Annotated in this window: 10 protein-coding genes; 5 read left to right on the top strand and 5 right to left on the bottom strand. The window is 70.0% G+C overall.

The genetic code is table 11. The annotated features are described in order from the left end of the window. The first annotated feature begins 60 nt into the window (after window positions 1-60). The gene (locus EB75_RS20195; protein ID WP_073697046.1) at window positions 61-489 is read left to right on the top strand and encodes a winged helix-turn-helix transcriptional regulator; all 429 of its coding nucleotides are present in this window, start codon (window positions 61-63) and stop codon (window positions 487-489) included. Here the strand turns inward: EB75_RS20195 and EB75_RS20200 are convergent. Genes EB75_RS20200 through EB75_RS20215 form a run of 4 tightly spaced genes read right to left on the bottom strand, consistent with a single transcriptional unit; the run spans window position 390 to window position 7,093 of the window. Continuing rightward, window positions 390-1,298: an ROK family protein gene (locus EB75_RS20200; protein ID WP_073697047.1), complete on the bottom strand. Its 909-nt coding sequence runs from the start codon at window positions 1,296-1,298 to the stop codon at window positions 390-392. The genes EB75_RS20195 and EB75_RS20200 overlap by 100 nt on opposite strands. Window positions 1,299-1,305: 7 nt before the next feature. Next, entirely contained in the window at window positions 1,306-1,926 is a 621-nt protein-coding gene (locus EB75_RS20205) for a DUF7158 domain-containing protein (protein WP_073697070.1), read from the bottom strand. Next, window positions 1,923-6,089 carry a glycoside hydrolase family 38 N-terminal domain-containing protein gene (locus tag EB75_RS20210; RefSeq protein WP_073697069.1) on the bottom strand — a complete coding sequence of 1,389 codons (4,167 nt, stop codon included), beginning with the start codon at window positions 6,087-6,089 and terminating at the stop codon, window positions 1,923-1,925. Before EB75_RS20210 ends, EB75_RS20205 begins: the two co-directional genes overlap by 4 nt. 44 nt (window positions 6,090-6,133) lie before the next feature. Continuing rightward, window positions 6,134-7,093 carry a helix-turn-helix transcriptional regulator gene (locus EB75_RS20215; RefSeq protein ID WP_073697048.1) on the bottom strand — a complete coding sequence of 320 codons (960 nt, stop codon included), beginning with the start codon at window positions 7,091-7,093 and terminating at the stop codon, window positions 6,134-6,136. Between the two features lie 61 nt (window positions 7,094-7,154). Here EB75_RS20215 and EB75_RS20220 point away from each other — a divergent pair, with 61 nt between their 5' ends. Together EB75_RS20220 and EB75_RS20225 are read left to right on the top strand one after the other, a co-directional pair. Then, window positions 7,155-7,682 (top strand): DinB family protein, encoded by a 528-nt coding sequence (locus EB75_RS20220; RefSeq protein ID WP_073697049.1) that lies wholly within the window; start codon window positions 7,155-7,157, stop codon window positions 7,680-7,682. A gap of 2 nt (window positions 7,683-7,684) precedes the next feature. Next, complete coding sequence (locus EB75_RS20225) at window positions 7,685-8,284, top strand: DinB family protein (RefSeq protein WP_073697050.1); 600 nt, start codon at window positions 7,685-7,687, stop codon at window positions 8,282-8,284. Between the two features lie 60 nt (window positions 8,285-8,344). Here EB75_RS20225 and EB75_RS20230 read toward each other — a convergent pair whose 3' ends face one another. Then, complete coding sequence (locus tag EB75_RS20230) at window positions 8,345-8,941, bottom strand: TetR/AcrR family transcriptional regulator (RefSeq protein ID WP_073697051.1); 597 nt, start codon at window positions 8,939-8,941, stop codon at window positions 8,345-8,347. A 75-nt stretch (window positions 8,942-9,016) separates the two neighbouring features. Here EB75_RS20230 and EB75_RS20235 point away from each other — a divergent pair, with 75 nt between their 5' ends. Both EB75_RS20235 and EB75_RS20240 read left to right on the top strand, forming a co-directional pair. Next, window positions 9,017-10,015 (top strand): oxygenase MpaB family protein, encoded by a 999-nt coding sequence (locus EB75_RS20235; RefSeq protein WP_073697052.1) that lies wholly within the window; start codon window positions 9,017-9,019, stop codon window positions 10,013-10,015. Window positions 10,016-10,086: 71 nt separating this feature from the next. Continuing rightward, a complete protein-coding gene (locus EB75_RS20240; protein WP_073697053.1) occupies window positions 10,087-11,436 on the top strand; it encodes an ABC1 kinase family protein in 1,350 nt (449 codons plus the stop codon). Window positions 11,437-11,477: the final 41 nt, after the last annotated feature.

Raw genomic sequence — 11,477 nt, forward strand, 5'->3', positions numbered from 1 at the left:
TAAACTGACAAATAACAAGGTACTGACAAATTAGTCAGTAGCGACCCGAGGAGCGCGATCATGGCGGTGTCGAAGAAAGAGATCGGCGAGTGCCCCATCGACGCCGCGCTGTCCGTCATCGACGGCCGCTGGAAGGGCACCATCCTGTGGCGGCTCGCGGACGGGCCGATGCGCACCGCCGAGCTCCGGCGCAGCATCCCGGACATGACCGAGCGCATGCTCATCCGGCACCTGCACGAGTTGGTCGACGACGGCATCATCGAGCGTCACGACGCGGGCACCGTGCCGCCGTGCGTGCACTATTCGATCTCCGACTACGGCAAGACGCTGGGACCGGTGCTCGGCGCGTTGTGCGACTGGGGCCGCAAGGACATGGCGCGTCGCGCCGCTCAGGCCCGCCACAATGCGGCCGCGCCGACAAGCCCGGCGTCACCGCCGAGTTCGGCGGGCACCACCCGCAGGCCGCGCAGGAAGGCGAGCCCGGCGTAGCGGTCCAGGGCCGCGCGTAACGGCCCGAACAGCACCTCCCCCGCTTTCGCCACTCCACCGCCCAGCACCACCAAATCCAGGTCGCACACCGCCGCCGTCGACGCGATGGCCGCGGCGATCGCGTCGGCACCGCGGGCGAACGCCTGGATCGCCACCACGTCGCCACGGCCGGCGGCCTCGGCGAGGGCCTTCGCGTCGGCCTCGGCGGGAGCGTCCCACCCGTGGTCGTGCGCCCACCGCGCCAGATGCGGACCCGACGCCACCGTCTCGACGCAGCCGTGGCCACCGCAGGCGCACGGCGCGCCGTCGGGTTCCACCACGACGTGCCCGACATGGCCTGCGTTGCCGGTGCGGCCGTGGTACGGCGCACCGTCCAGCACCAGCCCGCCGCCGATACCCGTCGACACCACCATGCCGAGCATGAAGTCGGCGCCGCGCCCGGCACCGCACCACCACTCGCCCATGGCCATGCACAAGCCGTCACCGCCGAGGCGCACCGGCAGGCCGCTTCGGTCAGCCACCCGCTGGACGATCGGAAACCGTTGCCAGCAGGCGATATTGATCGGGCTGATGGTCCCGCCCGGCAGATCGATGGGCCCAGCCGACCCGACACCGACGCCGCACACCCGGCGCCCGGCCGCGGCGGCGAGGGCGTTGCCGACCAACACCTCGACCGTCGCCCACACCTCTTCGGCATCGGCGTGCGGTGTCGGCAGCTGCTCGCGGTGCACCAGCGTGCCGTCCGCGTCGACGAGCGCGCCGGCGATCTTGGTGCCGCCGATGTCGAGGGCGAGCGTCAGGTCGGACATCACGGCCTCAGTGCCGGTGGACGTGGTCGGGCTGGCGCGGGTCGCCGGGGTGTTCGTATCCGTGCGCCAGCTGCACGGACTCCGCGCGCCGGGCGTCGAGCCAATGCCGGAAGGCGCGGCGGCACGCCGACGCCAGCAGGTGCGCGGTGATCTGCGGCCGGACCTGTTCCAGCGCCGGGGCGACTGCCGGCGCGCTGGACCAGCCGTCGGCTCCGGGTACGGGCGGAGCGAACCGCAGAGGGTTGCGGGCGTGGTAGGCCTCGACGTCGACACCCGAGATCTGAACGTCCGCGGTCACGCGGATAAACAGCGCTCGCGCCAGGGGCTTTTCGAGGGCGGCCGCGGCGATGCTGCCGAGTTCCATGCGGGCGGCGGCGTCGGGCAGCAGGTCGGCTTCGGTCGGCGCGTCCGTTTCGGCGACCCCCAGTTCATCGGCGGCCACCCGCACCACCTCGTCGGCGACGAGCAGCTGCGTCAGCCAGCGCCGCAACTGCCGGCCCTCACTGGTCCCGGCCGGCGGCAACGATGGGGCCAATGTGCTTGCCCGCAAACATGATTCACGGTCGTCGAGGGCGGTGACGGGAATCCGCCTGCCGGAGACCGTGGCGACGTACGCGACCCCGGTCATCGGACCCGCACCGATACCGCCGGGGTGTAGAGCACCCGGCCGGCGGCCGCGATCCGAACCAGCGCCCACCACTGCCCCGGCCCGACCCACGGCGGCGGCGCCACGTCGAAGTCGAACGCGACGGTGCCGCCCGCCGGGACGTCGGCCCCGAGCACACCCGGCCCCAACCATTCCCACGTCCCCCACGGACTGATCAGGTGCGCTTCCAGGCTCAGTGGCGCCCCCGCGGCGGAGCCGACGATGACGCTCAGGTCGGCATGTGCACCGGCGACGACGTCGACCGGTTGAGGCTCCTCGACCAGCCGCAGCAGCGGGGCGTCGCCGGGCTCGCCGACGGTGACGACGCAGACGTCCTCGACCATCTGACGCCATGCGGCCGGAATCTGGTGATGCTTGTCGCCACCGGTGACCGCCAGCTCGACGCGCACCGGATACCGGCCGGCGGCGACGTCGGCCGGAAGGTCCAGCTGCACTTCGGTTTCCAGGTAGCCGCCCGGAGGCAGGACGAAGGGCAGCTCGTCCGGGGTGGCCGACCAGCCGTCGGGGCACAGCACCCGGACCCGGCCGTGCAAGGCGGCGTCGGTGCAGTCGCTGGCGGCGGTGACGCGCAGTTGTACGGACGCACCCGGTGCGCCGGTTGTTTCGGTGGGGTGCACGTGGGCTACCGCGGGCAGTCCGCCCAGCGGCGCCGGGCCGCGGTTGTGCAGCCAGTACCGGGCGTAAACCGGTTGGGCGACTTCGGCATCCGGCGCCAGGGTGACGTGGTCGCCGTTGAGAACGTGCGGCAGGTCGAGCCGGGCCCGCACGGTGGCGATCTCGAAACCGTGCAGCCGCAGGTCTTTTCCGCCGGCAATCGGTTGTTCGAGGAGGTCCAGCCGTTCGACGTCGTCGAGGTGCCGGAGTCCCGAGGTGACGTTGACCTCGGTCGGCCGTCCCGAGGTCTGCACCAGACGCAGCGTGATGCCCGACCGCGGGTCGACCGGCACGCTGCGGCCCGCGGCGATCGGGTTCCCCGTGGCTTTCAGTGCCGCCAGCGTCACGTCGGACGCCGGTTCGACACCCAATAGTGAACCGGTGCAGGGCAACCCGCCCGCCACCGCGGGATGGTCGGTGTGCACCGCGAGCAGCGGCTGCGAGTACTCGGCGCTGCGGCCCGGGATGCCCGCGGCGCGCCAGTCACCGTCACCGGCCACGAGGGCGTAGTCGAAGGTGTGGGTCCAGTGCTGGAGTTGGAAGTTCGAGCCGTCGGGTGCGGTCCGGCGTGGCGGGTCGATCCAGGTGCCCGACGGCCAGCCGGTGCACGACCGCATCAGCGAGGTATGCAGGACACCATCCGGTTCGACGGCGAAACCCGGTACGCCCCGGTTCAATACGGCCACGGTCCGGGCATCGAACGGTCCGATACCGGCCGCGGCGTCCTGCTCGACGCCGACCTCGGCACCGGCGAGGGCGGCGATGAGATCCCCGGTGGCGCCGGGCCCGGCGACGATCAGCACCGGCAGCGCCCGCACGCCCGTCAGGTCTGCGCCGGGAACCCAGCGCCGCACCAGATCGGCATCGGCGGGCACCCAGAGCCGGACGGCGCCGACGGCCAGCCGGCGCTGCAGTTCCGCGGCGTAGCACGGGTCGGCGGCAGCCAAAACGGCTGCGGTGAAGGCGTTCTCGTCGGGCCCGCCGAGCGCGATGCGCGCGTCGGGCAGGTTGGAGTCGACGGCGAGGTCGCCATAGCGCGGTTTGTCGGCACTGCTGCAGGTGGCCGTCACCCCGGCGCGGACCAGCGCGACCATCAGCTCGCGGGTCGGCACGTCCGGGTCAGCAGCATGCGGCGCCACCACTTCGGCGACCGATACCGCACGCACGTGTTCCCCGTTCGCGTCGTGCACCCGGACCTGCACCGCCGATGACAGCCCGAACCATCCGTAGGCGGGGTTGTCCAAGGTGTACGGGTGGTCCGCGGTGTCGACCGCATCGTGCGAATCCCGTTGGTGCAGCAGCCCGAAACCTCGGCCGATCACCGCGTCGCCGACCTCGCTGACCGGCATGGCACCCGGCACCGGACACGGCCAGCGCAACCGGAGCAGCTTGTCGGCTCCGGTGAATTCGTCGATCACGGTGCGGCAGTCCACCCGGTCCACGCCCTGCCACAGCGTGACGGTCTGGGTGTAGCGCAGCACGTCACCGATGCGGCCGGTGACCACCAACCGCTCCCCCAGCGCGCTGCGGTAGGCCTGCACCGACTCGGCCGGTTGTTCGGCAGAGCCCACCACCGGCCCCTTGGGCAGAAGGTGCCAGGGCCCCTCATGTTCGGTGGGGTGTGCGGAATGTTCGTCGTAGACGGCGATCTCGTTGCCGACCTGGCCCGCGCCGATCAATTCGACGCCCTCGCGGAACAGCGACGACACCGCGCCGCCGCGGTCGGGGTCGACGGTGGCGCCGTAGCGGTCGCTGCTGATGGTGGTGCCGGGTATCGGTGCCCACGATGAGCCGGCCGGCTCTCCGTCGAGCCGGTACCCGCGCCATCCCAACGACGGCACGTCCTGCGCGAGCCAGGTGACGGTGCGGCCATCGTCCTCGATCAGGACCGGCACCGGGGTGCCGTCGGTGTCGACCACCGAACCCCGCACCGGCTCATCGAGGTGCACCGTGACAACGTCGGTTCGGCTGTGCGCCAAGGGGTTCCAGACCACGATGTCACCGTCGACGGCACGGGACAGCAGCGCCACGGCGGTGTCCCGGGCAGTCCGGCCGAGCTCCCAGGCGTCACGCCAGCCGGTGAGCAGGTCGAGGTACACCTGATCGGATTCCGATCCGGTGATGGCGTCGTGGTGGGCACCGTAGGCCAGTTGCACCCAGGCTTTGGCCAGGGCCGCTTGCGGATAGGTGGCGCCGGCGAGCAGTCCGGCGAACACCGCGAACCGTTCGGCCTCCAGCACCGCGTGCTCCGCGGCACGGTTGGCCTGTTTCGTGTCGATGTACGACACGTCCTTGCCCGTGTAGATCGGGTTCATGTCCCGTGTCTGCGGGGACGGCTGGCTGCCGCCGGCGTCGAGTTCGGCACGCACCGCGGCGAAGAACTCGCGCGGCAGTGCGCAGACGAAGCGCGGCCACGTGTAGCGCACCGCCCAGTCGCGATGGATCTCGGTCACCCATTTGTTGGGCGGGGTGTAGTCGGTGCCCACCGGCAGGAGCACATTGCGGGTCAGCGCAACCTTTTTCAGTTTCGCGAACGTCGCGTATGTCGCGTCCTCGGCCTCCCGCAGCGACGCCGACGAATCCATCCACCAGCCGGCCGCGTAGTGCGCCGGCATGTAGTGGGTCAGCAGGCCCCGGCCCGACGGTGCGATCCAGTCGAATTCACTGGCGAACTGCATGCGCTCGGGGTCACCGTCACGGTGCATCGGGCCCCACTGGTGATGCGGGCCGCGGGCCCACGAGCTGGAGGTCAGGCCGGCGTCGGCAGCCATGCCCGGGAACTGCGGATCGTGCCCGAAGACGTCGAGCTGCCAGGCCGTCGCCGGGGCGGCGCCCATGATGTCACGTTGAAAACCGATGCCGTGCACGAAGTTCCGGATCGCGGTCTCGGGACTGGTCAGGTTGGTGTTCGGCTCGTTGTAGGTGCCGCCCATGATCTCGACGCGGCCCTCGGCCAGCAGCGCGCGCAGTTGGGCCCGCTGTTCCGGATGCGTGTCCCAGTAGGGTTTGAGGTAGTCGACCTCGGCCAGCACGAATTTGTATTCCGGCTCCCGCCTTGCCATTTCGAGGTGTGCAGTGACCAGGTCGAAGCCGTTGGTCTGCCGGCACCGCCCGGGCGGGTCCTCGGTCCAGACGCTGGTGTAGGCGGCCTGGGTGTTCCACCACACCGGGTCGTAGTGGAAGTGGCTGATCATGTGCATGGTCCAGCCCGGCTCGGCGACGACGAACTCGAACGGGGTGTCGCCCACGCGGGCAGCCCGGTGTTCACCGGGTACGGGCGCATCGACGGCGACCGGAATCTCGAGCGTGCCGTCCCCGGGTTGTGCCATCGCTGCACCGCTCAGCCCGTCACCGGCTACCTCGACCTGAGTCGGTTCGACGCAGTCGATGTAGTCCACCCGCACGATCTGCAGCGGTTCATCGGCCGGCCCGACGAACAACTCGGTGGAAACTACCGCCGTCACCTGCAGGAGTCGTCCCGTCGACACCCCTGCACCATACGGCGCAATTGCCCTCAGCCGGGCGGCATTGCCGCACGCAACCGGTCGGCCACCACGCCGGCCGCGGCGATCACCTCGGGCGGCTCGAGCACCTCGAACCGGTACCCCGGCATCGCCAGGTACAGCGCGATGCGCTCCGGGTCGTCTCCCCCGGCGGTCACGATGCAGCGGTCCGGACCGTCCGCCTCGATCTGCGCCGACGACGCGGAAAACATCTGCGCCAGTTGACTTTCGGCTGCCTCATACCGGACCCGCGCGACGTAGCGGTACGGCGACGCCGTGATGGCCTGGCGCACGAACTCCGCCGGATCGGGCGCCGGGCGCGGCGCGAACGTCGTCCCCGCGGCCTTGACGTCGACCATCCGGTCCAGCCGCAGCGTCCGCCAGTCCTGCTTGTCGCGGTCGTACGCCAGCAGGTACCAGCGGCGCCCGGTGGTGACGAGTTGATAGGGCTCCAGCCGACGCTCCGTGCGGTTGCCGCGGATATCGGTGTAGCCGAGCCGGATGTGCTCGTGGTCGCGGCAGGCACGGGCCAGCGCCATCAGGTCGTCGGGCGATACCGCCTCGACCGAGCCGCCGCCGGTCAGCGTCACCGTCGCGTCGTGCACGGCGGACACCTGCGACCGGAGGCGCGCCGGCATCACCTGGTCGAGTTTGGACAGGGCGCGCAGCGCCGACTCCCCGACACCCGCGACGCTGCCGCCGGCCGCCAGCCGCAGACACACCGCCATCGCGACGGCCTCTTCGGGATCGAGCAGCAGCGGCGGCAGCGCGGCACCGGCACCCAATTGATAGCCGCCGTCGCGACCCTTGCTGGCGTGCACCGGATAGCCGAGGTCGCGCAGCCGCTCGATGTCGCGGCGCACGCTGCGCCCGGTGACGCCGAGCCGGTCGGCCAGCTCCTGCCCCGTCCACACCCGGCGCGCCTGCAGCAGGCCCAGCAGTTGCAGCACGCGGCTCGTCGTTTCGGACATGACAACACTCTGCCGCATTCATAGGACAGAAACAGTCCTAATTGAATGTCAGGCTCTTCATGTGACCGAAGAACGGACCGAAGAACTGGCCGACCAACTCGACTGGCACTGGCAACACCAGCTGCGCCCCCGGCTCGAGGGACTGACCGACGACGAATACTTCTGGGAGCCGGTGCCCGGCTGCTGGACCCTGCACCCCGACGGATCCATCGACTTCAGTTATCCGCCACCGCAACCCGAGCCGTTCACGACCATCGCCTGGCGGCTGGCGCACGTCATCGTCGGCGTCCTGGCCATGCGGAACCACTCGCATTTCGGCGGACCGCCGGCCGACTACCAGTCGTGGCCCTACGCCCGCGACGCCCGCACCGCCCTGGAGCAGCTCGACGCCGCCTACGCGAACTGGATCACCGGAGTCCGCGGCCTCGACGCCTCCGCCCTGGCCCGGCCGTGCGGACCCGCCGAGGGTCCCTACGCTGACTACTCAATGGCCGCCCTGGTGCTGCACATCAATCGCGAAGTCATCCACCACGGAGCGGAAATCGCCTGCATCCGTGACCTTTACACCCACACCGAGAAGGAGAACTAGCCATGGCCGGACTGCCCGCACCCGCAGGCGACGAGCGTCAGACCCTGATCAACGTCATCGCGTTCCAGCAGGACGCCTTCGCGGCCGTCGCCCACGGCCTGACCGATGAACAGGCCCGCTCGACGCCGTCGGTGAGCGCCCTGTCGGTCGGCGGCCTCATCAAGCACGTCACCGCCGTTCAAGCCGGCTGGGTCGCACGCGCAGAAGCCGCACCCGACTTCCCGCCGCGCGACACGCGACCGATGGCCGAGCAGATGGCCGAGCATGAGGACCAGCTCACCATGCGCGAGGACGAGAAGCTCGGCGACCTGTTGGACGCCCTGCGCGCGCAGAACGCCAAGACGCTGCAGGCCTTCGCCCAGCTCGACCTGGACGCCCTGGTGCCGATCCCGCATGAGGTGCCGTGGTTCCCCACCGACATCGACCACTGGACGGTGCGCTGGGTCGGGATGCACATCATCGAGGAGCTGTCCCGGCACGCCGGGCACGCCGACATCATCCGCGAATCGATCGACCGCGCGACCATGTACGAACTGCTGGCCGCCGAGGAGGAGTGGCCGGAGACGGAGTTCATCAAGCGCTGGCGTCCCGCCGCCCAGTAACGCTCTCGAGAGCGGCGGAATGGCTGCTCGCGGACAGCCCGGGTAGCCATTTCGCCGTGCTCAGCGCAGCACCAGCGCCAGCGCCGCGTCGACCACCGCGTCCAGATCCGTGCCCAGCGAACCGGACAGCCACTGCTGGGCCAGTTCGGCCATCGCGCCGGTGTACATCGCCGCACCGACGCGCGCGGCGACGGGATCCGATCCGGGGTGCAGGCGGCCACCCTCGGCCAGTACCGCATCAAGCAGCAGGTCCTGCGTGACGGCCCGACGGGCGGCCAGCACGGGGTTGGCGCGCGCTTCGGTGAACAACACCCGCCCACGCCGTGGATCGGCCGACCCGAAGCCAAGCACCGCGGCGATGCCGGCGCGGGTCCGTGCCCGCACCGAGTCGCCCGCGATGGTGATCGCGGCGTCGACCACCGCGGCCAGTTCAACGCTCACCTTGTCGTAGACGGCGCCCAGCAGGTCGTCGATGCCGTCGAAGCTCTCGTAGAAGTACCGGGTGTTGAGCCCGCACTCGCGGCACACCGAACGGACCGACAACGCGGTCTCGCCGCCGGAGCCGAACAATTCGAAGGCCGCGTCGACCAGCAGCCCGCGCCGCTCGGCGCGACGGTCGTCGAGCGGAATCCCCGCCCACCTGGTCGGTGTCGACATCCCTACAGCCTAGGTCTGGTCACACCTGTCACCAAATACTATTCTGGTTACAGCCGTGACCAGAAGGGGTTTGACGTGTACCTGCCGCACCAGCTCATCGAGCAGCAGCTTCAGCACCGGTTCGACCAGACCATCCGGCGGAACTACTTCCGCGGCATGGAATTCGCCGGCCCCGCCGGGGATCCCGGCTGGTTCGGGCCCGGCAGCGCCGTCTGGCACGTGCACTCCCACACCGAGGCCCTGGTCTTCGGCCTGCAGTGCGCCGCGTTCATCGAGCGCCTCGACCCGTCCATCTACTGGATGGGCATGCACCACTCGCGCCTGGTCAAGCGCGACGAGAACGGCGACGCCATTCCGGTCGTCGACCCCAAGGGCGCGGCAGTCCGGTTGGGCCATTCCATCGCGTTCTTCATCGGCACCGCCTACGGCAACACCGAGACCGCAGAGAACCTGGCCCGGACGGTGCGCGCCATCCACCACACCATCAAAGGCGTGCGCCCCGACGGCGCCGCCTACGACGCCGACGACCCGGACTGGCTGCGCTGGAACTACGCCACCGTGGTCTGGGGCCTGGCCACGGCGCACGAGCTCTATCACCCGAACCCGTTGCGCGGCAAGAAACTTGACCGCTATTACGGCGAGTTCGTCCGCGTCGGGCACGCCCTCGGCGGCACCGACCTGCCCACCACCAAGGCCGAAACCCTGGACTGCCTGAAGTCCTACCTCCCCAGGCTGGCGCTGACGCACGGCGCCGCCATGGCCACCGGGCCGAACCTGCCGATGCCCCAGAGCGCCGTCGACTGGGCGGTCCGCGACACCATGCCGAAGTGGGCCAAGCAGCTGCTCGGCCACACCGACCCCAACCCCATCGAGCGCGCCGCCCGCCGCGCCGTCGTGTGGTCGATCATCAACGGCCTGCACACCGCCGCCGGACCGTTCCCGGAATTCCGTCAGGCCAAAGCCCGCGTCAAAGGCGGCGTCGACCCGGAGCTGGCGCCGCACACCGTCCCGGCGTACGTGCCCGGCAACGATCCGGTCCGCAGCCGCGCCGATATCGAGAGCGTCTTCGTCTGACAGGCCACCGCCGCAGAGTGACCCACGGCACACCTTTTTGGCAGTACCCGCGGTTTTGAGACACTTCACCCATGGGTTCGAAGACACCGCACCGTGAGGGTGCCCGGCTGGACCGGGTGCCGCTGCCCGTCGAAGCCGCCCGCATCGGGGCCACCGGGTGGCAAATCGCCCGCACCGGCGTCCGCGTCGTCGGCAGCGCCTTCTCCAAGGGCAGCCTGCAGCAGAAGGTGATCAAGCAGGTTCCGCAGGCCTTCTCCGACCTGGGCCCGACGTATGTCAAGCTGGGCCAGATCATCGCGTCCAGCCCCGGTGCCTTCGGCGAGCCCCTGAGCCGGGAATTCCGCAGCCTGCTGGACCGGGTCCCGCCCGCCGACAGGGACGAGGTCCACAAGCTCCTGCGTGAGGAGCTCGGCGGCGACCCGGCCGACCTCTTCGCCAGCTTCGACGATGAGCCGTTCGCATCCGCCTCGATCGCGCAGGTGCACTATGCGACGCTGCATTCGGGCGAAGAGGTCGTCGTCAAGATCCAGCGGCCCGGCATCCGCCGACGCGTCGCCGCCGATCTGCAGATCCTCAAGCGCGGCGCGCAGATCGCCGAGCTGGCCAAGCTGGGCCAGCGCCTGTCCGCGCAGGACGTGGTCGCCGACTTCGCCGACAACCTCGCCGAGGAACTCGACTTCCGGCTCGAGGCGCAGTCGATGGACGCCTGGGTGGCGCACATGCACGCCTCGCCGCTGGGCCAGAACATCCGCGTCGCCCAGGTGTACTGGGACCTGACCAGCGAACGCGTGCTGACCATGGAACGCATCGAGGGCATCCGCATCGACGACGCCGCCGCCATCCGCAAGGCCGGGTTCGACGGCGAGGAACTGGTCAAGGCGCTGCTGTTCAGTGTCTTCGAGGGCGGGCTCAAGCACGGCCTGTTCCACGGCGACCTGCACGCCGGCAACCTGCACGTCGACAAGGACGGCAAGATCGTCTTCTTCGACTTCGGCATCATGGGCCGCATCGACCCGCGGACCCGGTGGCTGCTGCGCGAGCTCGTCTACGCCCTGCTGGTCTCGAAGGATCACGCCGCGGCCGGCCGCATCGTGGTGATGATGGGTGCCGTGGGCACCGTCAAGCCGGAAGGCCAGGCCGCCAAGGATCTGGAGGCCTTCGCCACGCCGCTCACCATGAAGTCGCTGGGCGACCTGTCGTACGCCGAGATCGGCAAGCAGCTGTCGGCCCTCGCGGACGCGTACGACGTCAAGCTGCCTCGCGAGCTGGTCCTGATCGGCAAGCAGTTCCTCTACGTCGAGCGGTACATGAAGCTGCTGGCGCCGCGGTGGCAGATGATGAGCGACCCCCAGCTGAAGGGCTACTTCGCCAACTTCATGGTGGACATCAGCCGCGACCACAAGAACGCCGCAGAGGAGTAGGCCGGAGGCCGAATCCGACCATGAACCACGAGGAGTAGGCC

The sequence above is a fragment of the Mycobacterium sp. ST-F2 genome, from assembly GCF_001905655.1.
Lineage (GTDB): Bacteria > Actinomycetota > Actinomycetes > Mycobacteriales > Mycobacteriaceae > Mycobacterium.